General features: G+C 60.9%; 22 protein-coding genes. 12 read left to right on the top strand and 10 right to left on the bottom strand.

Annotation, left to right across the window (positions count from 1 at the left end; genetic code table 11):
* Positions 1–53: 53 nt before the first annotated feature.
* Positions 54–1,991, bottom strand: coding sequence for a bifunctional 5-dehydro-2-deoxygluconokinase/5-dehydro-2-deoxyphosphogluconate aldolase (locus KGB25_RS13500; protein WP_008039121.1), 1,938 nt, complete (start codon positions 1,989–1,991; stop codon positions 54–56).
* Between the two features lie 321 nt (positions 1,992–2,312).
* Between KGB25_RS13500 and KGB25_RS13495 the strand changes: the two genes are divergently transcribed.
* The 5 genes from KGB25_RS13495 (at position 2,313) to KGB25_RS13475 (ending at position 7,198) form a co-directional block, all read left to right on the top strand.
* Positions 2,313–3,233 carry a MurR/RpiR family transcriptional regulator gene (locus KGB25_RS13495; protein WP_008039123.1) on the top strand — a complete coding sequence of 307 codons (921 nt, stop codon included), beginning with the start codon at positions 2,313–2,315 and terminating at the stop codon, positions 3,231–3,233.
* 135 nt (positions 3,234–3,368) lie between these two features.
* Positions 3,369–4,484 carry a Gfo/Idh/MocA family protein gene (locus KGB25_RS13490; protein WP_192228363.1) on the top strand — a complete coding sequence of 372 codons (1,116 nt, stop codon included), beginning with the start codon at positions 3,369–3,371 and terminating at the stop codon, positions 4,482–4,484.
* A gap of 309 nt (positions 4,485–4,793) precedes the next feature.
* Positions 4,794–5,513 (top strand): IclR family transcriptional regulator, encoded by a 720-nt coding sequence (locus KGB25_RS13485; RefSeq protein WP_207284603.1) that lies wholly within the window; start codon positions 4,794–4,796, stop codon positions 5,511–5,513.
* An 84-nt stretch (positions 5,514–5,597) separates the two neighbouring features.
* A complete protein-coding gene (locus KGB25_RS13480; RefSeq protein ID WP_008039127.1) occupies positions 5,598–5,990 on the top strand; it encodes a GlcG/HbpS family heme-binding protein in 393 nt (130 codons plus the stop codon).
* The gene (locus KGB25_RS13475) at positions 5,987–7,198 is read left to right on the top strand and encodes an MFS transporter (RefSeq protein WP_223435175.1); all 1,212 of its coding nucleotides are present in this window, start codon (positions 5,987–5,989) and stop codon (positions 7,196–7,198) included. Before KGB25_RS13480 ends, KGB25_RS13475 begins: the two co-directional genes overlap by 4 nt.
* 21 nt (positions 7,199–7,219) lie before the next feature.
* On the opposite strand, the gene KGB25_RS13470 is transcribed toward KGB25_RS13475, so the two are convergent.
* The gene (locus tag KGB25_RS13470; RefSeq protein ID WP_008039129.1) at positions 7,220–7,951 is read right to left on the bottom strand and encodes a CPBP family intramembrane glutamic endopeptidase; all 732 of its coding nucleotides are present in this window, start codon (positions 7,949–7,951) and stop codon (positions 7,220–7,222) included.
* Positions 7,952–8,184: 233 nt separating this feature from the next.
* Here KGB25_RS13470 and KGB25_RS13465 point away from each other — a divergent pair, with 233 nt between their 5' ends.
* A complete protein-coding gene (locus tag KGB25_RS13465; RefSeq protein WP_223435174.1) occupies positions 8,185–8,412 on the top strand; it encodes a hypothetical protein in 228 nt (75 codons plus the stop codon).
* A 136-nt stretch (positions 8,413–8,548) separates the two neighbouring features.
* Here the strand turns inward: KGB25_RS13465 and KGB25_RS13460 are convergent, their stop codons facing one another.
* On the bottom strand, positions 8,549–8,746 hold the full coding sequence (locus tag KGB25_RS13460) for a YbdD/YjiX family protein (protein WP_007900300.1): 198 nt from the start codon (positions 8,744–8,746) through the stop codon (positions 8,549–8,551).
* Positions 8,747–8,760: 14 nt separating this feature from the next.
* On the bottom strand, positions 8,761–10,818 hold the full coding sequence (locus KGB25_RS13455) for a carbon starvation CstA family protein (protein WP_008024713.1): 2,058 nt from the start codon (positions 10,816–10,818) through the stop codon (positions 8,761–8,763).
* 351 nt (positions 10,819–11,169) lie between these two features.
* Here KGB25_RS13455 and KGB25_RS13450 point away from each other — a divergent pair, with 351 nt between their 5' ends.
* The 3 genes from KGB25_RS13450 (at position 11,170) to KGB25_RS13440 (ending at position 13,631) form a co-directional block, all read left to right on the top strand.
* Entirely contained in the window at positions 11,170–12,531 is a 1,362-nt protein-coding gene (locus KGB25_RS13450; RefSeq protein WP_192228366.1) for a cache domain-containing protein, read from the top strand.
* Positions 12,532–12,557: 26 nt separating this feature from the next.
* A complete protein-coding gene (locus KGB25_RS13445; RefSeq protein WP_223435249.1) occupies positions 12,558–13,190 on the top strand; it encodes a response regulator in 633 nt (210 codons plus the stop codon).
* Positions 13,191–13,322: 132 nt separating this feature from the next.
* On the top strand, positions 13,323–13,631 hold the full coding sequence (locus KGB25_RS13440) for a hypothetical protein (protein WP_032832285.1): 309 nt from the start codon (positions 13,323–13,325) through the stop codon (positions 13,629–13,631).
* Here KGB25_RS13440 and KGB25_RS13435 read toward each other — a convergent pair.
* Both KGB25_RS13435 and KGB25_RS13430 read right to left on the bottom strand, forming a co-directional pair.
* Positions 13,615–14,889 (bottom strand): glucarate dehydratase family protein, encoded by a 1,275-nt coding sequence (locus tag KGB25_RS13435; protein ID WP_008036359.1) that lies wholly within the window; start codon positions 14,887–14,889, stop codon positions 13,615–13,617. The genes KGB25_RS13440 and KGB25_RS13435 overlap by 17 nt on opposite strands.
* A complete protein-coding gene (locus tag KGB25_RS13430; protein WP_223435172.1) occupies positions 14,886–16,283 on the bottom strand; it encodes an MFS transporter in 1,398 nt (465 codons plus the stop codon). The genes KGB25_RS13435 and KGB25_RS13430 overlap by 4 nt, the downstream gene beginning before the upstream one ends.
* A gap of 107 nt (positions 16,284–16,390) precedes the next feature.
* On the opposite strand from KGB25_RS13430, the gene KGB25_RS13425 reads away from it, so the two are divergent.
* Both KGB25_RS13425 and KGB25_RS13420 read left to right on the top strand, forming a co-directional pair.
* Positions 16,391–17,293 carry a LysR substrate-binding domain-containing protein gene (locus KGB25_RS13425; protein WP_008033861.1) on the top strand — a complete coding sequence of 301 codons (903 nt, stop codon included), beginning with the start codon at positions 16,391–16,393 and terminating at the stop codon, positions 17,291–17,293.
* A gap of 333 nt (positions 17,294–17,626) precedes the next feature.
* Positions 17,627–18,487, top strand: coding sequence for a CAP domain-containing protein (locus tag KGB25_RS13420; RefSeq protein WP_008036363.1), 861 nt, complete (start codon positions 17,627–17,629; stop codon positions 18,485–18,487).
* Positions 18,488–18,517: 30 nt separating this feature from the next.
* Here KGB25_RS13420 and KGB25_RS13415 read toward each other — a convergent pair whose 3' ends face one another.
* Together KGB25_RS13415 and KGB25_RS13410 are read right to left on the bottom strand one after the other, a co-directional pair.
* On the bottom strand, positions 18,518–19,150 hold the full coding sequence (locus KGB25_RS13415) for a glutaminyl-peptide cyclotransferase (protein ID WP_223435171.1): 633 nt from the start codon (positions 19,148–19,150) through the stop codon (positions 18,518–18,520).
* A 35-nt stretch (positions 19,151–19,185) separates the two neighbouring features.
* Positions 19,186–20,406, bottom strand: a complete 1,221-nt coding sequence (locus KGB25_RS13410; RefSeq protein ID WP_223435170.1) for a helix-turn-helix domain-containing protein — start codon at positions 20,404–20,406, stop codon at positions 19,186–19,188.
* A gap of 226 nt (positions 20,407–20,632) precedes the next feature.
* On the opposite strand from KGB25_RS13410, the gene KGB25_RS13405 reads away from it, so the two are divergent.
* Entirely contained in the window at positions 20,633–20,911 is a 279-nt protein-coding gene (locus KGB25_RS13405) for a Rho-binding antiterminator (protein WP_223435169.1), read from the top strand.
* A 101-nt stretch (positions 20,912–21,012) separates the two neighbouring features.
* Here the strand turns inward: KGB25_RS13405 and KGB25_RS13400 are convergent, their stop codons facing one another.
* Together KGB25_RS13400 and KGB25_RS13395 are read right to left on the bottom strand one after the other, a co-directional pair.
* On the bottom strand, positions 21,013–21,213 hold the full coding sequence (locus tag KGB25_RS13400) for a YbdD/YjiX family protein (protein ID WP_008033844.1): 201 nt from the start codon (positions 21,211–21,213) through the stop codon (positions 21,013–21,015).
* A 124-nt stretch (positions 21,214–21,337) separates the two neighbouring features.
* Entirely contained in the window at positions 21,338–22,582 is a 1,245-nt protein-coding gene (locus KGB25_RS13395; RefSeq protein ID WP_223435168.1) for a dihydrolipoyllysine-residue acetyltransferase, read from the bottom strand.
* Positions 22,583–22,609: the final 27 nt, after the last annotated feature.

Raw genomic sequence — 22,609 nt, 5'->3', positions numbered from 1 at the left:
GGTGATCTGTAGGAGCGAGGCTTGCCCGCGAACAACGATAACGCGGTGTCGCGTCAAGCCCTGGCTGTGCGCCAGGCATCGATCAATTCGACAAACGTGCCCTGCACCTGTCGAATCAGCGCCTCGTCGTCGATTTCCCCAGCCAGCCACGCACGGCTTGGTTCCTGAAAAATCGTCCGCCCCACGGCGAACCCTCGGCATGTCCGGCTCTGGCTCGCCTGTTGAAACCCTTCGGCCAACGTCGCCGCCGGGGCATTCAAGCCCAGCAACACCACGCCTCGGCAGTACGGATCGCGCTCCTGGATCAGCTCGTCGAGTTGCTTCCATTCCTCGGCGCTCTGGGCTTCGATCTTCCACCACGCCGGGTAGATGCCCAGGTTGTAGAGGCGCTTGAGCGCGCGATACAACACGTCCGGGTGCGTCGAGGGATGATCCTTGGGCGGGATGATTTCCAGCAGCAGTTCATGACCGCTGACTTGCGACGCCTGGTACAAACCCTTGATCTGCGCTTCCTGCTCCAGGCGTAGCATTGGCTCGTCGTCCGGGTGAAATTGCACCAGGCATTTGATGATTTGCTCTTGCGGCCAGGCAATCAGGTTGCTGCCGATCGAACGCCCGTGTTCGAAGGCCAGTGGACGGGAGTTTTGTATCTCGACCGGCCGCGCCACCCACCAGCCACGACCGGTGGCCGCGTTCAGCGAGTCCTGGCCGAAACGCTGGTCCGCCAGCAGCCCGACATCGGCCTCGATGCCCTGCTCGCGCAAATCGCGTTCGACCCGCTCCACGGCTTTGATAAAGAGCTGTTTGAGTTCGCTGATGACGCCGAGGTCGCGACCGCCCTTTTGCGCCAGTTCCACCAGTTGCCAGCGATGGTCGAAGGCAAAGATGAACAGTTGCTTCCACGGCTTACGCGACACACTGACCTGATGCAGGCGTTGCAACGTGGCGTCCTGATCCGGCCGGGTAATCGGCACCGGACTGTTGAACAGATAATCGAGCTCGGCACGGGTCGGCATCGCCGGGGCGCAGGCATGGCGTGACACCACCAGGCCACCGCAGGCATTGGCCAACCGGCAGCAATGCTCGTCGCTGGCATCCTCCAGCCAACCGCTGAGGAAGCCGGCCATAAAGGCATCGCCGGCCCCTAGTACGTTCAGCACTTCGACCCGCACGCCGGGATAAATCGCGCCATCTTCCAGACGCTCCGGGATCACCCCGTGAATCACCGTGCAGCCTTGCGGGCCGAGTTTGACCACCAGGGTCGCGTCACTCAATCGACGGACATTGCGCAGCGCGGTGAGCAAGTCCTCGGAACCACCGGCAATCAGAAACTCTTCTTCGGTGCCGACAATAAGATCGAAACGCGGGAGGATTTTCTGCACATGCTGACTGACGTTCTGGTCGGCAATGAACCGGGTTTCGCCATCGGCCTTGCCGGCAAGCCCCCACAGGACCGGGCGGTAGTCGATGTCCAGAACCCGTTTGACGTTGTGTTTTTCGGCATAGTCCAGCGCCTGGATGCTCGCCTTGTAGACGCCGTCGGTGGAGAAATGCGTGCCGGTGATCAGCAAGGCTTTGCTGGAGGCGATAAAGGCTTCGCTGATGTCTTCGGCCTGTAGCGCCATGTCGGCACAGTTTTCGCGATAGAACACCAAAGGAAAGGTCTCGCGGTCCTTGAGGCCGAGCAACACCATCGCCGTCAGGTGCTCCGGATCAACGTTGATACCGCTGGTATCGCAGCCTTCGCGGGCCAGGGATTCGACCAGGAAACGTCCCATGTGGTCGTCCCCTACCCGGCTCAGCATCGCCGACTTGAGCCCCAACCGGGCGGTGCCGAAAGCGATGTTGGCGGACGATCCACCGAGGTACTTGGCGAAGCTGCTCACATCCTCCAACCGCGCCCCGACTTGCTGCGCATAGAGGTCGACACCCAGTCGCCCCAGGCAAATCAGATCCAATTGGCGTCCACTGGCAAAACGAGTCTGGCCCATGCTGGCTCCTGTTATTTTTATCAGCCTGTGTTCAGGACGATGACCGTGCCGAACACTCTTGGTGGATGCAGACTAAAACGACCGGGACCGAATAATCAATAATTATTCCAAATAATTTTTACGTAGAATATTTTTTCCAATAAGCTTCATTACAAGCACTCCAGAGGCGGTGCATCGTTTCAGCAAGCCTCACACTACCGCAAGCTCATGATTTTGTTCGGGCCTACCCTGTAGACTGCGCACAGCCAACCTATTGTCCTGGGACGCGGTGAAACATCGTCGCTATAAGAACAAGCCAAGAACAAGCCAGAAGGATTCCTTATGTCCCGCACCGATCAGCCGGATACGACCGAGAGCACGCCCGAGAGCGATCTTGTCAGCCCCCCGATCAATGCCGAGCGCCTGCTGCAGCTGATCACCAATGAATACGAAAGCCTGCCGCGCCAGCTCAAACGCATTGCCAGTTACATGAGCCAGCAGAGCGACCGGATCATGGTCGACCGCATCAGCGACATCGCTCGCGAGTGCGAAGTGCACCCGTCGGCCATCGTGCGGTTTTCCCAGCGTTTCGGCTTCAGCGGTTTCAGCGAAATGCAGGCATTGTTCCGCGAGGCGTATACCCACAAAACCACGCCGGTACAGAACTACCAGCAGCGCATTCGCAGCATGATCGCCAACAAGTCGCAGAAAGCCAGCGGCGGCGACCTGGCGCGCGAGTGCATCGACGCGACCCTGTCGGGCATCGAGCGACTGGGGCTGGAACTCGATGACCAGGCCTTCGACAAGGCCGTGGACCTGGTGGTCAACGCCGACAACATCTACGTGGTCGGCGTGCGTCGTTCGTTCGCGGTAGCCGATTACCTGGTCTACAACCTGCAACACACCAACAAGCGCATTCATTTGGTGTCTGGGCTCGGTGGCAGCTACCGCGAGCAGATGCGCAGCGTGCGCGCCAATGACCTGGTGATCGCCATCAGCTTCACGCCATACGGCAAGGAAACCCAGCACTGCCTGCGCATCGCCCAGCATCATCAGGCGAAAACCCTGATCATCACCGACAGCAATCTCTCGCCCCTGGCCAAGCGCGCCAACACCCTGCTGCTGGTCAACGAAGGCAGTTCGTTTGCGTTCCGTTCATTGAGTGCGACCCTGTGCCTGTGTCAGGCGCTGTTTATCGCCGTGGCCTATCGACTGGAGTTGAAGGTCGATGAGATTCACGAACAGGTCGGGTTCGACGACTGACCCGGACACAGGTGTTACGGTTCCGCATACGGCGACTCAGCGATCACGTGTAAATATTTATTCTAAAAATTGAAACAAGAGAATATTTATTCTATAAATTGGATCTCTGAAAACAAGAATCCAAAGGATCCTGTCATGCGCGAACTCGGAATCGGACTTATCGGCACGGGTTTCATGGGCCGTGCCCATGCCCTGGCCTTTCGCAACGTCAGTGCGGCATTCGAACTGCCCTTCACGCTTCGCCTCGCCGCCCTGGCCGACGCCGATCCCGTTCGTGCGCAAGCATGCGCCACTGCCTGGGGCTTTGAGCAGGCCCATGGCGACTGGCAGCAATTGATCGACGACCCCAAGGTCAACCTGATCGCCATCACCACCCCCAACCATCTGCACTACCCGATGGCCATGGCTGCTCTTGCCGCCGGCAAGGCGGTGTACTGCGAAAAACCGCTGGCGGTGAACCTTGAACAGGCGAATGCCATGCACGTGGCGGCCAAGGATGCCGGCGTGGTCACCCGTGTCGGCTACAACTACCAGCACAACCCGATCATTGGCCTGGCACGTGAGTTGATTCTGAGCGGCGAACTCGGCGAGATCATCAGTTTTCAAGGCGAATTCAGCGAAGATTTCATGGCCGATCCAGCGTCCCCCTGGTCGTGGCGCTGTGAGGCCGGGCATGCCGGCGGGGCATTGGCGGATCTGGGCAGCCATTTGCTCGCCATGGCGCGCCATCTGCTGGGTAATGTCGAAGCGGTGTGCGCCGATTCCCAGACCGTGCACCGCCAGCGCCCGGTCACGGCCGGTAGCCAGGATCAACGCAGCATTGCTGTCGACGATCACGCCCATGCCTTGCTGCGCTTTGCCAGCGGCGCCCGTGGCACCTTCAGCAGCAGTTGGCTCAAGCACGGCTACAAGAATCATCTGAGCTTCGAGATCAGCGGTACCCGAGGCACCCTGGCGTTCGATCAGGAGCGTTTGAATGAGTTACGCCTGTGCCGCGCCGGCCAGGACGGTTTCCAACGTTTACTCGCCGGACCGGACTTGCCCGGTTACGCAGCGTTCAGTCCAGCGCCGGGGCATCAGTTGGGCTACAACGAGTTGAAGACGCTGGAAGTGCATGAGCTGATCATGGCCTTGGCCGGCCACGGACAAGCCGGCACCGATTTCGAGCAAGCCTTTGAAGTGGAGCGACTGGCGACGGCGATTCGACTGGCGGCGCGGGAACAGCGCTGGGTCAACATCAGCGAGGTCTGATCGCAATAGGCGTTGAAGAACGCCAATTCCTGTGGGAGCGAGCCGGCTCGCTCCCACAAATGTTCTGCGGGGTGCGGGTGTTTTGCGACCGGCGCAGACAATCACCCGCGCTAAACTCCGACATCATCAAACTTTCCCCGCCAATCGCTCCGGCCACCTTCACGCCAGCATCAAGCCCCCCGGATGATCAGGACTGCTGCCCAATCCTGTCAGCGTGGATAATCCTGCGACTCATGGGCTTTCACCGAACCACGAGGCACTATTCCTCGTGGACCTCAGACTCATTACTGGCCAACGAACGTCCCTCACATGATCAACGAGAACAAAGGCATACAGTCCGTCGAGCGCGCGATGATGATCCTTGAAACCATCGCAGCGGCGGAGGGCGAAATCCGCTTGGTGGACCTTGCGGCGCAATCCGGACTGCACAAGAGCACCTTGCACGGCCTGCTCAATACACTGGCCGCCATGGGCTACATTGCCCGCCGTGGCACCCACTATGCGTTGGGTTTGCGCCTGCGCGAAATCGCTCAACCGTTGAACGACGCCGATGCGTTGCTGCGTGAAGCCTTTGCCCCTGCGCTGCGCACGCTGGCCGAACGCAGTGGCGAAACCTGTTTCCTCGCAGCGCCCTGTGGCACCCGCGAATACCTCTACATGGATGCCCTGGAAGGCAGCGGCAACTTGCGCGTTGCAAGCCCGCGCGGGCGTCGCGCCGGGCTGACCACCTCGGCCATCGGTAAAATATTCCTGGCCTTTGACGAGGACCTGCGCCGCAGTCTGCGTCGAGCGGACTTGCTGCCTGCGGAACTGGAAATCGAGTTGGCCGGTATCGTCACCCATGGCTACGCGTTAGACCTTGAAGAAGCCGAGCCGGGGCTTAACTGCGTCGCCCTGCCCCTGCGCTTGCAAGGTCGCGTGGTGGCGGCGCTCGGTGTTGCCGCGCCCGCCTCACGCTTGCCCAAGACAGCGTTGTGCACGTTGGCGAACCACGCCATGCGCGAAATGTTCGACATGCTCAAACTTTAACCGCCAATGGCCTGGGGCATATTCCCTTGAAAAGCAATCGTCGGGATCATCGCGTTCCTGTCGTTTTATTCAATGGAGTCCCGAATGTTTGAGCAATTGTCCCAGCAGGTCATTAACCGTGCACAAGCGCAGGCGCGTGATCAAGGCTTCGCCGTCTGCATCAGCGTGGTCGACGATGCCGGACTTCTGCGCCATTTCGTGCGCATGGATGACGCTGTGCCAGGCGCCATCGATGTTTCGCTGAAGAAAGCACGCACGGCTGCGTTGTTTCGCACCGACAGCGCCGAACTGGGTATGGAAGCGCAACCGGGCGGAGCCATTTACTCGCTGGAGGCTACCAACGGCGGCCTGATCAGCTTTGGCGGTGGCGTGGTGTTGCGTGATGAACACGGCAAGGTCATCGGCGCCGTTGGCGTTGCCGGGGCGACCGTCGAGGCGGATCAGGTGATTGCCCTGCAGGCAGCGGGTCGTCCATGAACCCGACCACGCAACGTATTCACCCTGGCGTGGTGGCGCTGGCGGTGACCGCTTTCGCTATCGGAATGGCCGAGTTCATTGTCGTCGGCATTCTCCCGGCTATCGCCTCTGACCTCGACATCCCACTGGCGCGCGCGGGAAGCCTGGTCGGGCTGTACGCATTGGCGCTGGCACTGGGCACACCGCTGACCGTTCTGGCACTGGCGCGCTTGCCGCGCAAACCGGTGCTGCTGGCGTTGATTGCGTTGTTTCTGGGCGGGAATCTGCTGGCAGCGCTCTCCACCGATTACCCTTGGTTGCTGGCAGGACGCATCATCACCGCGCTTGCTCATGGCAGCTTTTTTGCCATCGGTGCCACCGTCGCCGCCAGCCTGGCGCCAAAGGGACAGGCAAGCAAAGCCATTGCCGTGATGTTCGCCGGCCTGACGCTCGCGATGGTCATCGGTGTGCCGATTGGCAGCATCCTGGGTAACGCGATGGGGTGGCGGCTGCCGTTTTATGCGGTCGCGCTGCTGGCCGCCCTGGCCTTGATAGCCAGTGCGCGATGGTTGCCGAATGTGCCGACGCCGCCGTCGGGCAAAGCTCTCACTCAGTTGGCGGCACTCAGGCACCCGGCCATTCTGGCGATGATGGCCGTGACCGTGTTGGGTTTCGGTTCAAGCTTTGCCGCCTTCACCTTTATCACCCCGATCCTCACCGACATCAGCGGCTTTTCCACCGCGACCGCCAGTTTGTTGTTGGTCGTATTCGGCGCTGCGACCCTGGTCGGCAATCTGGTCGGGGGCCGACTCGCGGCCACGATGGGCTGGCAATCGGCGCTGCGAATGATCTTTGTGCTACTGACACTCGTGCTGGCGGCGGTCGCGCTGCTGTTGCCCTATCAACTGCCGATGGTAGTGATGCTGTTTTTCTGGGGCGCGCTGGCCTTCGGTCTCTCTCCCGCCGCCCAGGCCGGCATGCTGGCCACCGCCGAACGCTATACCCCGCACGCCGTGGCGTTCGCTTCGGCGCTGAACATTTCGGCCTTCAACCTGGGTATCGCCTTGGGCGAAACCAGCGGCAGTGCCCTGGTCGCCAATGGGCAAATGGCTCTCACGCCCTGGGCCGGTGTCGTGACCGTGATCCTTGCGCAGTTGCCGCTGATCTGGCTGCTGTCGCTCAACCGAAAAGACTCGCTTGAGCACCGAGCCGAAATCTGCAACCCCTGAGCAACCCCCAATGCTGATCAATCACATGGGAACGGCGATGAGCAATATCGCAGTCCCGTGCGCAGCGGTGGCGGCGATCACGCCGTAGCGCATGCGGACGAAAGCACAGACTAGCCCCTCCAGCAACGTGAACAGTAGAATCGGCCAGCCAATTCGGGTGACGCTCAGTGCCAGAAACGAATGGCAGGCCGAGAAGGCGACAGCGCTGATCAAGGCGGCTCGTATCGCAGAGGTGTGGTGTTCGAGGTGACCTTGCAGGAACCCGCGAAACAGCACTTCTTCCAACGCATTCCCGCCGTAGGCCAGCACGACCATGCCCATCAACCAGGGCCAGTAACCGGCTATTTCGCCTACACCGATGCCTTGATAGAGCCGCAGCGGAACGCCGATCGCACACCCGGCCGCAACACCCAGCGCAAGCCCTGCAGCCAGATTGCCCTTCCTCCAGACGACGAGTTGCCAAAGCTGCGGGGCGATCCTTGCCAGCGCGGCGACGATCGCCAGCGACAGTGCACCCAGCACGGCCAGGACAAACGGATTAGCAACAAAGCCGATCTGCACATCGCCACTCAGGGACCATAAGCGCAGCGGTGTCATCACATCGCGCAGCAGGACGAAGGTCAGCAGCAGGATCACAATACGCAAACCGGGTTGCGTCTTCGGCGTCAGCCAGAACCAGAGAGCACAGAGGCTAAAACCGGGCAGCAGATAAGTGCCGTAATCGATCAGTAGCGAAAGTCCCTCTTCAATCATGTGTCTGTCCGTTGGCGTCGAGGCGAGTGCCGGGTTATAGCATCCACTTCAGAAGAATGTGAGTGGCAATCTAGGGAGACGCCGCGGCCACGCCCAATCCGAACACCAGGAAAGCGGACAGATAAACCGCAAAAAACCGAATCAACGCCCGCCTCGACATCACCCGCCTCCAGAAACATTGAAATGCTCAAACCGGCTTAATGGCTTGGACGTGTGGCCATTTGCACAGTTCAATGTTCCGCGAGGCCGTGCAAACAGCAGAAGCGCCGATCAAGCAGCGATTGGAGACGGTGTCGGGGGTGGATATTCAACTGAAGGGCGACGTGGCGGGTTTTGCGATTGATCGGCGGATCAGCGGGGCTTGCGCGAGTGATGTGCTGAGATCGCTGTGTGACAACTATCGGGACAAGCTTGTGTGCCGCAATGAACCGGGGCGAACCCTCATCGAACGTAAACCCTGAAAATTACTGCGCAAAACAATGTGGGAGCTAGCCTGCTGGCGATGGCGGACTGTCAATCAACAGTGATGTTGAATGTTCAGCCGCCATCGCCAGCAGGCTAGCTCCCACAGGGATTGCTGTTAACCCGACAACCGGATCAACAGCACTTTGGCCCGGCCTTGCTTCCGTAACGCGCTTCCTGGCGTTCCCGGAAGAACACCTCGTAACTCATCACCGGTTTGTCCGGATGTTTGGTCTGCATATGCTCGACGTAAGTATCGTAGTCGGGCATGCCGACCATCAGGCGCGCGGCCTGACCGAGGTATTTACCGAGGCGACTCAGGTCATTGAACATGCTGCACTCCTCGATCACGCATTCGGCAGGGCCTGGAATGGCGCTTCTTTATCCGTGCGCTCCTTGGTTCCCCACGCGGCAATGCCGACCTTGAGGGCAAAGAACAGGATGCTGAACACCACCAACAGGAACAGCGCGGTCAACGTCGCGTTGGTGTAGGCGTTGTAGATCACGTGCTGCATCTGCTCGATGCTCTTGGCCGGCGCGAGTACCTGGCCGTTGGCCAAGGCATCGCTGTACTTCTTGGCCAGCGCGAGGAAGCCGATCGCCGGGTTGGCGTCGAACAGCTTGATGAAGCCGGCGGTGGTGGTGCAGATCAGCAGCCAGACCGCTGGCAGCATGGTCACCCAGACGTAGCGCTGGCGCTTCATTTTGATCAGCACAACCGTCGCCAACATCAGCGCGATACCGGCCAGCATCTGGTTGGAGATGCCGAACAGCGGCCACAAGGTGTTGATGCCACCCAGCGGATCGATCACGCCTTGATAGAGCAAGTAACCCCACATCGCCACACAACCGGCGGTGGCGATCAGGTTGGCGGTCCAGGATTCGGTGCGTTTCAGCGCCGGCACGAAGGAGCCGAGCAAATCCTGCAACATGAAGCGACCGGCACGGGTACCGGCATCGACTGCGGTCAGGATGAACAGCGCTTCAAACAGGATCGCAAAGTGGTACCAGAACGCCATGGTGTTTTCACCCGGCAGGACGTGGTGCAGGATCTGCGCGATACCGACCGCCAGGGTCGGAGCACCGCCGGCACGGGCCAGGATGGTGGTTTCACCGATGTCCTTGGCCACTGCTTGCAGCGCTTCCGGGGTAATTGCAAAGCCCCAGCTGCTGACAGTCTGCGCAACCGAAACAGCATCCGCGCCGACAATCGCCGCTGGGCTGTTCATGGCGAAGTACACGCCCGGATCGATCACCGATGCCGCAACCATGGCCATGATGGCGACGAAGGATTCCATCAGCATGCCGCCGTAACCGATGTAGCGGGCATGACCTTCACTGGCGAGCAGCTTCGGCGTGGTGCCGGAAGCGATCAGCGAGTGGAAACCCGATACCGCGCCACAGGCAATGGTGATGAACAGGAACGGGAACATACCGCCCTTCCACACCGGACCGGTGCCATCGATGAACTGGGTCAGTGCCGGCATTCTCAGCTCGGGCATGGTGATCAGAATGCCGATCGCCAATGCCACAATGGTGCCGATTTTCAGGAACGTGGAGAGGTAGTCACGCGGTGCCAGAATCAGCCACACCGGCAGTACCGCGGCAACGAAACCGTAGCCGATCAACATCCAGGTGATTTGAATGCCGGTGAAGGTGAAGGCCTTGGCCCAGACCGGGTCAGCGGCAATCTGCCCGCCCAGCCAGATCGAGCCCAGCAGCAGGAACACGCCGATGATCGAGATTTCACCGATGCGGCCCGGACGGATGTAGCGCATGTAGATGCCCATGAACATCGCGATCGGGATGGTCGCCATCACGGTGAACATGCCCCAAGGGCTTTCGGCCAGGGCTTTGACCACGATCAGCGCCAGCACCGCGAGGATGATGATCATGATCAGGAAGCAGCCGAACAGCGCGATGGTGCCGGGGATGCGGCCCATTTCTTCACGGACCATGTCGCCCAGGGAGCGACCGTTGCGGCGAGTGGACATGAACAGGACCATGAAGTCCTGAACCGCACCGGCCAGCACCACACCGGCGATCAGCCAAAGTGTGCCGGGCAAGTAGCCCATCTGCGCCGCCAACACTGGACCGACCAGCGGACCTGCGCCGGCAATGGCTGCGAAGTGGTGACCGAAGAGTACGTGCTTGTTGGTCGGAACGTAGTCCAGGCCATCGTTATTGAGTACGGCGGGAGTGGCTCGATTGGGGTCCAGTTGCATCACCTTGTTGGCGATGAACAGGCTGTAGTAGCGGTATGCAACGAGGTAGATGGCGACGGCTGCGACTACGATCCAGAGGGCGTTGATCGCTTCGCCGCGGCGCAGGGCCACGACACTCAGCGCAAACGCTCCCAGAACAGCCACGGCAAACCAGGCGAGGTGTTTAGCCAGACGGGGCATAGCGTGTCTCCTGCCGACAGCTTGTGACTGCGGCGGTAATTTTTATAATTGTGTCCGCTGTGCGGAGCTGGCCCAATATCCGCGCATGCCGTCTACAAATAAATCCGCGTTACTACGTACGCGCCCTCTACGTAGTTCTACGTAGAAACGCAAAACCTGTAGGAGCCAGCTTGCTGGCGATGGTGGCGTGACTGATACACCGCGTCGTCTGGATCGCCAGCAAGCTGGCTCCTACAATTTCGCGTCGTCCAGAAAGCCACAGGTCATTCCGTCCAGCAGCGCTACTGGACGTGCGCATCTTTGGCATATGATGCCGGCCTTCGCCTTCCCCCGGTCCGGACAGGAGCCCAGATGCAGCTCAAACACAAAATCGTCGCGCTCGGGATTCTGCCGCTGGTGTTGGCGATCGCTGTCATCTGCGGGCTGGTGATTTCCCTGAACCGCCAGGTGGGTGACCAACAGGCGCAATTGATCGAAGACAGCATCCTGGCGAGCAAGCGTGCCGAACTGAAAAACTACGTGGAAATGGCGCAAAGCCTGATCGCGCCGCTGTACGACGACGGCCACGGTGACGAACACGCCCAGCAACGCGTGCTGGAAGAACTGCGCAAACTCAGCTTTGGCATCAATGGCTACTTCTTCGTGTACGACCGCGAAGGTCGCAGCCTGATGCACGCGCGACAGTCGGAACTGGTCGGCCAATACCTGTGGGACATGAAGGACCCGCACGGCCTGCCGGTGATACAGGCATTGCTCAAAAGTGCGCAATCGGGCGAAGGCTTTCAACGCTACGCCTGGAACAAGCCATCTTCCGGTCAGGTAACCGACAAGCTCGCCTACGTGGTGATGCTGGATCGCTGGGGCTGGATGCTCGGCACCGGCATTTACCTTGAGGACGTCGAACGCGCGACCCAACAGGCGCGTGACGAGGTGGCCCAGGGCATCCGCAAAACCATGCTGGCGATTGCCGCCGTGGCGCTCGTGGCGGTGCTGTTCGTGTTTGCCAGCGGCATGACACTGAACGTCAGCGAGCACCGTCTGGCCGACAAAAAACTGCAACGCCTGACCCAGCGAATCGTCAGTTTGCAGGAGGAAGAACGCTCGCGGGTTTCCCGTGAACTGCACGACGGCATCAGTCAGGTGCTCGTCTCCATCAAGTTCCAGTTCGAACTCGCCAGCCATGTGCTGGAGAATGGACAAGACAAAGGGTTGAGCATTTTAAGAGAGGCCACGGAACGTCTCGGCGAAGCGATTGGCGAGGTGCGCAGCCTCTCCCACGACCTGCGCTCATCCTTGCTCGACACCCTGGGGCTGTCGGCGGCCATCGGTCAACTTGCCGAGGAATTCGAGCAACGCAGCGGCCTCACCGTGACCTACAACGACAACGAATTCGACTGCCATCTGGTCGATGGCGCGGCGGTTTCGTTGTTTCGCATTGTGCAGGAAGGCCTGACCAACATTGAACGCCATGCACAGGCAAAAAACGTTTCCATCAACCTGCACGGTTCTGAAGAATCCATCCGGCTGACGGTGATCGATGACGGCATCGGCTTCAACGTTGCCCAGGTCGAACGTGGCCATGCCGGCATCGGCCTGCGTAATATCCGTGAGCGTGTCGAGCACTTTGGCGGTCGGTTCGAGCTGATCTCGGTGCCGGGAAGAAGTGAGCTGGACGTGCTGCTGCCCATGAAAATGCCCGGCACAAAACGCTGATCAGACAACAAGAGTGAATGCCCGTGATTAACCTGCCCTCCCCGATCCGCGTCGCCCTGGTCGACGATCACTCCCTGGTTCGCGACGGGATCAAGGCGCTGCTGTCCGTCATGGCCCCGCTGGAAGTGGTGGGTGAAGCCGAGAATGGCGCGGACGCCATCGAGATGGTCGGACGCTGCCAGCCTGACCTGTTGCTGGTCGACATCAGCCTCAAGGACATGAACGGACTGGAGCTGACCCGGTTGCTGCGCAGCCAGTACCCGTCGCTCAAAGTGCTGGTGCTGAGCATGTACGACAATTATGAATACGTGAGCGAGTCCGTGCGTTCGGGTGCCAGCGGTTATGTGCTGAAGAACGCGCCGTCACGGGAAATCATCGCCGCCATCGAAGCCATTGCCAGCGGCGGCACGTTCTACAGCGCGGAAATTGCCCAGCGGCTCATTGCTGATAAAAGTACCGACAACGAGCTGACGCCGCGTGAAAGCCAGGTGTTGTACAAAATGGCCCAGGGGATGAACAACAAGGAAATGGCCCGCGACCTCGACATCAGCGTGCGCACGGTTGAAACCCATCGCCTGAGCATCCGCCGCAAACTCAACATCGACAAACCGGCGGCGCTGGTCAAATACGCTATCGGCCACGGGATCATTTCCCCATAAGCCTGCTGAACACTACCCCCTGTAGGAGCCGGCTTGCCGGCGATGGCGTCCTCAAGATCGCCATCGCCAGCAAGCTGGCTCCTACAGGGGGGTGTCGTTGCCGATTTTTTATCTGAGCCACCGGAGACACCCGTGCCACCGTTGACCACCCGCGAGATTTACCAGCTATTGCGCGACGCCGCCCTGGAGGTTCGTCCCCTGCGGCTGATAGGCGAACCTTCCGCATCCGGTCTGATGCAGGTCGACATCGAAGGTTGGCAGCTGACCCTCGACATCGACGACAACCACTTGCGCCGCTGCCAACGCTGCCAGAGCCCGGACGGCCGCGAGGGCCTGTTCGACAATTGGCAACGTTACGGCACTGACCCGGTCAGTCTGCTCAGCACCTGGGAACTGGCGCAGATAGAACGCCTGCTGACCGAGCTCAAAAACGCGGTTTGACCGCCTTCCAGTCCGGTTTGTAACGCTGCATCTGCTTAACGTCATCGCGCTGGCGGATGCCGCAGGTCAGGTATTGGTCATGCAGCTTGCCCAGTTGATCGTGATCCAGTTCCAGACCCAACCCCGGCGCGCGCGTGATTTTCACGCAGCCATCGACGATCGGCAGCTTGCCGCCCTTGATCACTTCTTCATCCGGCTCCTGCCACGGGTAATGCGTGTCGCAGGCGTAATCCAGATTGGGCACCGCGGCCGCAACATGCGCCATCGCCATCAGGCTGATGCCCAGGTGCGAGTTGGAGTGCATCGACACGCCAAGACCAAAGGTGTCGCACATTTTCGCCAGCGCCTGCGTGTCGCGCAGCCCGCCCCAGTAATGGTGATCGGCGAGGACAATCTGCACGCTGTTCAACGCCACGCTACGCCGGAACTCGTCGAAATCGGTGACCACCATGTTGGTCGCCAGCGGCAACCCGGTGCGTTTGTGCAACTCGGCCATGCCGTCGAGGCCCGGCGTCGGGTCTTCGTAATATTGCAGGTCATCGCCCAGCAATTCAGCCATGCGAATCGACGTTTCCAATGACCAGTTGCCATTCGGGTCAATGCGCAATGGGTAACCGGGGAAGGCCTTTTTCAGCGCCTTGATGCACGACACTTCGTGCTCCGGCGGCAGCGTGCCGGCCTTGAGTTTGATGCTCTTGAAACCGTAGGCCTCGATCATCCGCCGTGCCTGGGCAACGATCTGCTCTTCGTTCAGCGCCTCGCCCCAATTGTCCGGTTTGTACGGTGAATCGACATGCTGCGCGTACTTGAAAAACAGGTAGGCGCTGAACGGAATCTCGTCGCGAATCGCCCCGCCCAGCAAGTCCACCAACGGCACGTTCAACGAATGCGCCTGCAAATCCAGGAACGCCACTTCGAACGCCGAATACGCATTGCTCACCGCTTTGCTGGCATGGGAGCCCGGTGCCAGTTCCGCGCCGGCAATGCTCGCCGGTTTGTTTGCCGCCACGGTGGCCTGGACGATGCGCCGCAGTTGATTGAGGTCGAACGGGTCGAGACCGATCAGTTGCGATTGCAGTTGCTGCTGGATCAACAGTGCCGGCGCATCGCCGTAACTTTCACCGAGACCGATGTAGCCATTGTCGCTCTCGATCTCGATGATCGAACGCAGCGCGAACGGCTCATGAATCCCGCTGGCGTTGAGCAGCGGCGGATCACGGAAAGCGATGGGGGTGACGGTGACTCGTTTGATTTTCAAGAGGCTGCTCCCTTTGGACCTGAGCTCAAGGCTTGATGACTGACTGATTTTTCTGACGCTGCGATGTCGGCAGGCTGGCCGCTCAACACGCGAATGGGATCACCACGCGGGGCGGTGCGGGCAAAGAAGATCACCACCGCCGCCACCAGCGAGGTGGCCGCCAGCCCGTAGAGACCGCCCTCGATGGAGCCGGTTTTTTGTTCCAGGAAACCGAACGCTGTCGGGGCGACGAAGCCGCCGAGGTTGCCGATGGAATTGATCAAAGCGATCACCGCCGCAGCGATGCGCGCATCCAGATAGCCTTGCGGAATAGGCCAGAACAACGCCGAGGCGGCCTTGAAACCAATCGCGGCAAAACAGATGGCGACGAAGGCGAAAACCGGCCCGCCAGTGGTGGACATGAACATGCCGAATGCGGCGATCACCAGGGTCAAGGCGACCCATGCCTGCTGGTATTTCCATTTGCTGGCCATGGCGGCGAAGCCATACATCGCGACGATGGAAATGATCCACGGAATCGAGTTGAACAGGCCGACCTGGAAGTCGCCGAAGTTGCCCATTTTCTTGATCATGCTCGGCAGCCAGAACGTCGCGCCATAGATGGTCAAGGCAATGGAAAAGTAGATGAAACAGAACAGTGCGATCTGCTTGTCGGCGAGCAATTTGAACATCGACGGCTTGACCGTCTGCGTGGCTTCGCGGGCCTGCTGTTCGAGGGCGATGGCGCCCACCAGTGCGTCCTTTTCTTCCTCGCTCAGCCAGTTCGCCTGGCGTGGATGGGACTGCAACCAGAACCAGACAAACCCGCAGAGCACGATCGAGGCGAAGCCTTCGATCAGGAACATCCACTGCCAGCCGTGCAGGCTGAAACCGCTGACGTGCAACAGCGCACCGGACACCGGCCCGGAAATCACCGAGGCAATGGCCGAGCCGCTGAGGAAGATCGCCATGGCCTTGCCGCGTTCGGTCGACGGCAACCATTGGGTGAAGTAATAAATGATGCCGGGGAAGAACCCGGCTTCGGCCGCACCGAGGATGAAGCGCAGCACATAGAAACTGGTTTCGCCGCGCACGAACGCCATGGCCATGGCCGCTGCGCCCCAGGTGAACATGATGCGCGTCAGCCAGGCGCGGGCGCCGTAGCGTTGCAGCAGCAGGTTGGAGGGGACTTCGAAGATTGCGTAACCGATGAAGAACAGCCCGGCACCGAGGCCATAGGCCGCGGCGCCAATGCCGAGATCGGTTTCCATGTGACTGCGCACGAAGCCGATGTTGACCCGGTCGATGTAGTTGACGATGAACATCACCACGAACAGCGGCAGCACATGGCGCTTCACCTTGGCCGCTGCGCGGGCGAGCACAGTTGGATCGGGCGGACTCTGGAGGGTATTCAAGGGGGCGACTCCCGTTCATTGTTTTTTTAGGGACGCGCCGATCATGGACGCCGACATTGATCCCGTCTAATCTAACTTGGCATTCGATTGATACTTGGATTAGATCAATGTTCGAACTGACCCAACTGCGCTGCTTCACCACGGTGGCCACCGAACTGAACTTCCGGCGCGCCGCCGAACGGTTGAACATGACCCAGCCGCCGCTCAGCCGACAGATTCAGCTGCTGGAGCATCATCTGGGCGTCGAGCTGTTCACCCGCACCACCCGCAGCGTCGCCCTGACGGCTGCCGGCCGCGCCTTCTTCATCGAAGCGCAGAACCTGCTCGAACGCGCGCAGCAAGCCGCCGCCACCGCCCGGCGTTTTGCCGAGGGCGATATCGGCACGGTCAACATCAGTTTTGTCGGCAGCGCGGTGTATGAATTCCTGCCCAAGGTCATCGCCGAAGCTCGCCTCAAGCAACCGCACGTGAAAATCGACCTGTCGGAGATGAATACCTACCAGCAGCACGAAGCCCTGCGCGCCCGCCGCATCGACCTGGGGATCGTCCGCGCGCCGTTGCTGGAACCGGGATATGCCACCGAGTGCCTGGTGCGCGAGCCGTTTGTCCTGGCCGTGCCCAGCCATCATCGATTGGCCAGCGCCGAAACCGTGTCGGTCAAAGACCTCGATGCGCAACCGTTTCTAATGTACTCCCACGCCGCCTACCCACCGTTCAACGAACTGCTGACCGGCATGCTGCGCTCGGCCCGCGTCGCCCCGGAATACGTGCAGTGGCTGGGTTCGTCGCTGACCATTCTGGCGCTGGTCAACGCCGGCATGGGCCTGGCGCTGGTGCCACGGTGCGCCAGCAGCGTGGTGTTCAAGAACGTGGTGTTTCGCGATATCGACCTGGGGGAAGGTGTGCAGAGCGAGTTGCATCTGATCTGGCGCGAGAACAATGACAACCCGGCGTTTGCCATGTTGCTGGAAGGGATTCGCACGGCTGTTCGTGAAGGCTGGGGGTTGTGAGGGCTGAGCTGATTTCGTCGGTGTTTGTGCTGCCGTCTTCGCGGGCAAGCCTCGCTCCTACGGGTTTGAGTTGAAACACAATTTTGTGAACGACACCAACCCTGTAGGAGCGTGCGATGCGGCGACCCGACTTGCCCGCGAAGACATTTGTGTTATCGCCATCGCCGGCAATCCTTGCACCTGAAGATGTAGCGGTGAAGGTACGTCCGTCGGACACACGAAGTCGCCGGTAAATATGCGCTCCTGCCCCGTGAACCTTGTTTCAACTCCCCAGTCTTACAGCGGCGCCAATTCCTCCCCTAACCGCTGCCATCTCTTCAGAGCTGTCCCTCCATGCGCCAAACCGCCCACGCCTTGCGCTTGACTTCGCTGTGCCTGTTTACCTTGCTTTCCATTACCACCCGCCCCGCCCACGCCGGCGCGGAACGGCAACTGGTGGAAGCCATCAACGATTACCGCGCCCACCCGCAGCGCTGCGAGCGGCGTCCCGCCCAACGCTTGGCACCGCTGGCGCTGAAATCGAATCTGGCCTTGCCGGTCGGCTACGGCGGCGGCTTGCGGGACCGGTTGAAAGCATCCGGTTATCAGGCAGTGACCGTGCGCAGCCTGCGCGTGGTCGGCGCGCAGGATGCCGAAGAGGCCTTCGACCTGCTGCAGAGCGATTACTGCTCGGCATTGCTGGATAGCCAATACGCCGATATCGGCGTCAGCCGCAGCCGCAGCGAATGGCAAGTGGTACTGGCGCGGCCGGTGCTGGACAGTCAAATGAACGACGCGCGAGCCGTCAGCAAGGCGTTGCTCGCCCAGGTCAACGCCGCGCGGGCGAAACCGCGTCTCTGCGGACGCCAGCGCTTTGCCGCCGCCCGACCACTGGCCTGGAATGCCAGCCTCGGGGCAGCGGCGCAGGGCCACAGCAAGGCAATGGCCTACGGAAATTACTTCGCACACCGCGATCCCGACGGCGATATGCCTGCCGACCGGGCGCGGGCTGCCGGATTCCGTGGCCGCCAGATCGGTGAAAACATCGCCGCAGGCCAAGGCTCACCGAGCAAGGCAATGGCAGGCTGGCTCGCCAGCCCCGGACATTGCGCCAACCTGATGAGCCCGTTGTTCACCCAAGTGGGAGCCGCCTACGCGACGGACGCGCGCAGTGACCAAGGGGTTTACTGGACGATGTTGTTTGGAGCGCCTTGAGGCCGGTCACACCATGGCCAGCGTGATGCGTCACGCTGGCCGCCGCACCGCCCTCACCTTCCCGCTGCCACCGCCGCCGCAGAAGAACTGATCGCCGCCATCGGACTCAAGTCCCGACACGCCGACTCCGGTCGGCATCTTGACGCTGTGCAGCACTTCCCCGGTTTTGGCATCCACGCGGCGCAGCTCGCTTTCATCCCCTTCCCACGTTCCATGCCACAGCTGCCCGTCCACCCAAGTCACCCCGGTAACGAAGCGGTTGGACTCGATCGTGCGCAAAATCGCGCCGGTCTCGGGGTCGATCTGGTGGATCTTCCGGTCGCGATAGCGGCCGACCCACAGCGTCCCCTCAGCCCAGGTCAGCCCGGAATCATTGCCGCCACCGGGTGCCGGGATGGTGTTGAGCACTTTGCCGGTCTGCGGGTCGATTTTCTGGATGCGGTCGGCGGCGATCTGGAACAGGTGCTGGCCGTCGAAGGCCGTGCCTGCATCGGCGCGGACGTCGATTGAACGCAGGGTCTTGCCGCTGGCCGGGTCGAGGGCGATGAGTTTTTCGCCACTGGCAAACCAGACGCGCTCACCGTCCCAGGTCACGCCATGCACGCTGTCGACACCGGCGAACGGGCCATATTCGCGGAGGATTTCTGCGGTTGAGTGTTTCATCTCGGTTACCTCTTCAGGGGTTCGTGGCGTTCATCCTAGTCACTCGGCAGTGGTGCCGGGAGTAACAAGGTCGTCGCGAAACCCGGTACCGGCGGGGTCATCCAGCGCCGCGCCCGGCCACGTCCGAATGGCTGCACTTTGCCGGCCGCCGCCAGCGCGTCGAGTGTGCGCTGCACCGTGCGCTGGCTGGTGTCGAGCGCCAACGCCAGCGCCGAACTCGACCAGGATTCGCCGTCGGCGAGCAAGGCAAACAGCGCCGCGTGTCGTTCTTCGACCGGTTGCGCCAACACCACTACGTCAGATGAAACCAGCGCCACCAGCGCAAACCCGCGTTGAGTGGCGATGACGCCCGCCAAGGGTTTCAGCGCCGCACGCAAGCGCCCGACTTCGACACGCAAGCGCGCTCGATGAGACTCGTCCGACAGCTTCAGGCGGAACGCCCGGCGGATCAGGGTTTCCCTCGATACGTCCGCCGGCCACGCTTCGGCCAACGCCCGAGCGAGGGTGAACAACACCGGGCGCCTGGAGAGGGAAACCGACATACCAACGCCACGCACGGCATAACGGCAGGCGTCCACCACCAACGCGGTCGAGCCGAGCACGGCTTCAACTTCATCCAGCCACAACGGCCGCTCTTCGCCATGGGCGATCAGGCGCGCCGCCGGGGAATTCAGGACGTTAACGGCGTTTTCGACTTCGCCGGTGAGCGCCGGGATACCCGCCTCGCGTGCGACATGTTCGGCCCTCGCCAGGGCAAGCCGGGCTGTTTGCGATTGCAGGCGGCGGATGGCAATCCCCGCCACCACCAATTCATGGGCGGCGCGCAGCACCGGCGGCAACGGTGCGGGATCCAGCGCGGCCAACAGAACGTCCGCCTCGTCGAGCCGACCGATCAGCACCAATCGCCGAATCTGCAAGTACCGCGCGTGAGCGGCGTTCACTCGATCCCCGTGGGCCTCAAGCGTCAGGCGTGCCGTTTCGAGCGCCTTCACTGGCCAGCCCAGGTCACGCGAAGCCAGCGCAATTTCGGCCTCGGCCACCACGCAGCGCGCCCGTGCCAACGGCTCTTTCGGCCCGAATGCGCGCGCGGCGCTTTTCACCAGCGCTTTCGCCCGAACCAGATCGCCGAGCTGCGCCATGGCGATGCCGCGCAACGCGAGCGCGGGCGCATCGTCACGCAACGCCACCCGGTCCAGCGCGCCAAGCGGATCACCCGCCGCGAGTGCCCGCGCTGCGGCTGTGATCAATGAGTCCATAAGAGTAGCGCCACGGTTGTCGCCCCTGCCGTTCGATAACCCTGGTTAGTCTAGTCACGCGGCAGCTGAGCACGGGGCGCGATTGTTTGCGTTTGTAAGGGCCTCATCGCCGGCAAGCCGGTCTCGCTCCCACAGGGATTGCGGGGCTTGCACAAAATACGTGGGAGATTCTATGTTGCAGGCCAACCCTGCATCATCAAACGTCAAGATTGCCAGGAGTCATGCCATGAACACGTATCAGCCTTTGGATTGCGACCTGCACGACTATCTCGAGATTGCCTGCCTGCGCGGTTATCGACTGCATATCGAGTTGATGGATGGCACAAGCCTGACGGCCAAAGCGCTGACGACACGGACGTCCAGCGACAAAGAAGAGTTTCTCTGTGTTGAATCGGCAGGCGGCCCACAGGAAATCCGTCTGGATCAGCTGCTGGCCGTGACGCCGCTGGACGACAATGCGCAGTTTGGACGCGTGGTGCTTCAGGGCGCGAACTGCTCGTTCTAGCACTCGGTGTGCCGGCCCCTCAATTCGGCTCTGTGAAACGCAAAAAGCCCCGCCCTCTCAATGAGGACGAGGCTTTTCGGCAGCCGCCGTTCAACCGGCGTTCAGCAGCACCGCGTCGTGCAGCTGCGTTTGCCGTAGCGTGCTTCCTGACGTTCGCGAAAGAACGCTGAATAACTCATGACCGGCTGGTCCGGATGATTCAGCTTCATCTGCGCGACGTAGTTGTCGTAATCCGGAACGCCCACCATCAGGCGCGTACTCTGGCTGAGGAACCTGGCGGCAAGCTGCAGTTTGCGGAACATGGCAAAAGCCTCTTTGTGGTGTTGGACGACCTCATCAAACCGCACTCATGTATCTGCATTGTGTCCGCGACCGGGGAATTTGTATGTTCAAGTGGCTGAACGAACCCGACAAACCGTCCCCCGTTCACAGAACCAGCCTGCGATAATCCGCCAGCACACTGCTCAGATAGGCGTTGAAACGCCCCGCCGCCGCGCCATCGATCACGCGATGATCCCAACTCAGGCTCAACGGCAGCATGTTGCGCGTCACAACCTGCCCGCCCTCCAGCGCGAGTCGCTCCGTGCTTTTGCCCACCCCGAGAATCGCGACTTCCGGCGCATTGATGATCGGCGTGAAATACGTCCCGCCAATGCCGCCCAACGACGAGATCGAAAAGCAGCCGCCACTCATCTCGGCAGCGCTCAACTTACCCGCACGGGCCTTTTCAGCCAGCGCCGACATTTCCCAGGCAATCGCCAGCACACCTTTTTGATCGACGTCCTTGATGACGGGCACGACCAACCCTTCGGGTGTATCGGCGGCAAAACCGATGTGGCAATAACCCTTCAACACCAATTCGTCGCCGTTGAGACTGGCATTGAACTCCGGGAATTTTTTCAACGCGCCCGCACAGGCTTTCATCAACAACGCCAGCAACGTCAACTTGACCCCGCTGCCGGCCTTTTCCTTGTTCACCTGCACGCGGAACTGTTCGAGTTGCGTGATATCCGCGTCGTCGTGATTGGTCACGTGGGGAATCATCAGCCAATTGCGATGCAGGTTGGCCCCGCTGATTTTGCGGATGCGCGACAGTGGCCGGGTTTCCACCGGCCCGTACTTGGCAAAATCCACCACCGGCCAGGGCAGCAATCCGCCCAACGGCTGGGCACGGGTTTCAGTTACCGTCAGTGCGCCTTTCACATGGGCCAACACATCGTCCTTGGTGATGCGGCGACGCAGGCCCGTGCCCTGAATGGCTTTGAGCGAAACACCCAGTTCTCGAGAGAACTTGCGAACCGATGGCGATGCCAGCGGCAAGTCCGTTGGCGGATCAACCGCTTCGATGAGCAACGCCGGCGAGGCAATCGGCTGAGGCTCTATGACCGTTGCAACGGGTTCGATGCGGGGTGCCGGCGCCGCCGATAGCCCTTCACTTTCGATAAAGGCAATCGGCGATCCCTCGCTGACTTTGTCATCCAGACTGACCACCAACGATTGCAACACGCCCGTGTGCGGCGATGGAATTTCCATGGACGCCTTGTCCGTCTCGACAATGATCAGGGTCTGCCCTTCGACCACCGCATCGCCCGCCTTGACCGGTATTTCGATGACACCGACATCCTTGGCATCGCCGATGTCGGGCATTCGCACTTCATGCACATTCTTCATGACCATTTCCTGAAAATTCGACTCGAC

This window comes from Pseudomonas sp. BF-RE-21, assembly GCF_019947305.1.
Lineage (GTDB): Bacteria > Pseudomonadota > Gammaproteobacteria > Pseudomonadales > Pseudomonadaceae > Aquipseudomonas > Aquipseudomonas migulae.
Note: the sequence above shows the minus strand (reverse complement) of the source record. Positions and strands in the feature narration are given on the sequence as shown.

Bases quoted from the DNA above. Each gene is read 5' to 3' on its own strand.
- KGB25_RS13455 (WP_008024713.1), bottom strand. From the start codon at position 10,818: ATGCCCCGTCTGGCTAAACACCTCGCCTGGTTTGCCGTGGCTGTTCTG.
- KGB25_RS13465 (WP_223435174.1), top strand. From the start codon at position 8,185: ATGTTCCGCGAGGCCGTGCAAACAGCAGAAGCGCCGATCAAGCAGCGA.
- KGB25_RS13475 (WP_223435175.1), top strand. From the start codon at position 5,987: ATGAACCCGACCACGCAACGTATTCACCCTGGCGTGGTGGCGCTGGCG.
- KGB25_RS13410 (WP_223435170.1), bottom strand. From the start codon at position 20,406: ATGGACTCATTGATCACAGCCGCAGCGCGGGCACTCGCGGCGGGTGAT.
- KGB25_RS13500 (WP_008039121.1), bottom strand. From the start codon at position 1,991: ATGGGCCAGACTCGTTTTGCCAGTGGACGCCAATTGGATCTGATTTGC.
- KGB25_RS13480 (WP_008039127.1), top strand. From the start codon at position 5,598: ATGTTTGAGCAATTGTCCCAGCAGGTCATTAACCGTGCACAAGCGCAG.
- KGB25_RS13495 (WP_008039123.1), top strand. From the start codon at position 2,313: ATGTCCCGCACCGATCAGCCGGATACGACCGAGAGCACGCCCGAGAGC.
- KGB25_RS13415 (WP_223435171.1), bottom strand. From the start codon at position 19,150: ATGAAACACTCAACCGCAGAAATCCTCCGCGAATATGGCCCGTTCGCC.
- KGB25_RS13425 (WP_008033861.1), top strand. From the start codon at position 16,391: ATGTTCGAACTGACCCAACTGCGCTGCTTCACCACGGTGGCCACCGAA.
- KGB25_RS13460 (WP_007900300.1), bottom strand. From the start codon at position 8,746: ATGTTCAATGACCTGAGTCGCCTCGGTAAATACCTCGGTCAGGCCGCG.
- KGB25_RS13490 (WP_192228363.1), top strand. From the start codon at position 3,369: ATGCGCGAACTCGGAATCGGACTTATCGGCACGGGTTTCATGGGCCGT.
- KGB25_RS13400 (WP_008033844.1), bottom strand. From the start codon at position 21,213: ATGTTCCGCAAACTGCAGCTTGCCGCCAGGTTCCTCAGCCAGAGTACG.
- KGB25_RS13395 (WP_223435168.1), bottom strand. From the start codon at position 22,582: ATGAAGAATGTGCATGAAGTGCGAATGCCCGACATCGGCGATGCCAAG.
- KGB25_RS13470 (WP_008039129.1), bottom strand. From the start codon at position 7,951: ATGATTGAAGAGGGACTTTCGCTACTGATCGATTACGGCACTTATCTG.
- KGB25_RS13405 (WP_223435169.1), top strand. From the start codon at position 20,633: ATGAACACGTATCAGCCTTTGGATTGCGACCTGCACGACTATCTCGAG.
- KGB25_RS13485 (WP_207284603.1), top strand. From the start codon at position 4,794: ATGATCAACGAGAACAAAGGCATACAGTCCGTCGAGCGCGCGATGATG.
- KGB25_RS13420 (WP_008036363.1), top strand. From the start codon at position 17,627: ATGCGCCAAACCGCCCACGCCTTGCGCTTGACTTCGCTGTGCCTGTTT.
- KGB25_RS13450 (WP_192228366.1), top strand. From the start codon at position 11,170: ATGCAGCTCAAACACAAAATCGTCGCGCTCGGGATTCTGCCGCTGGTG.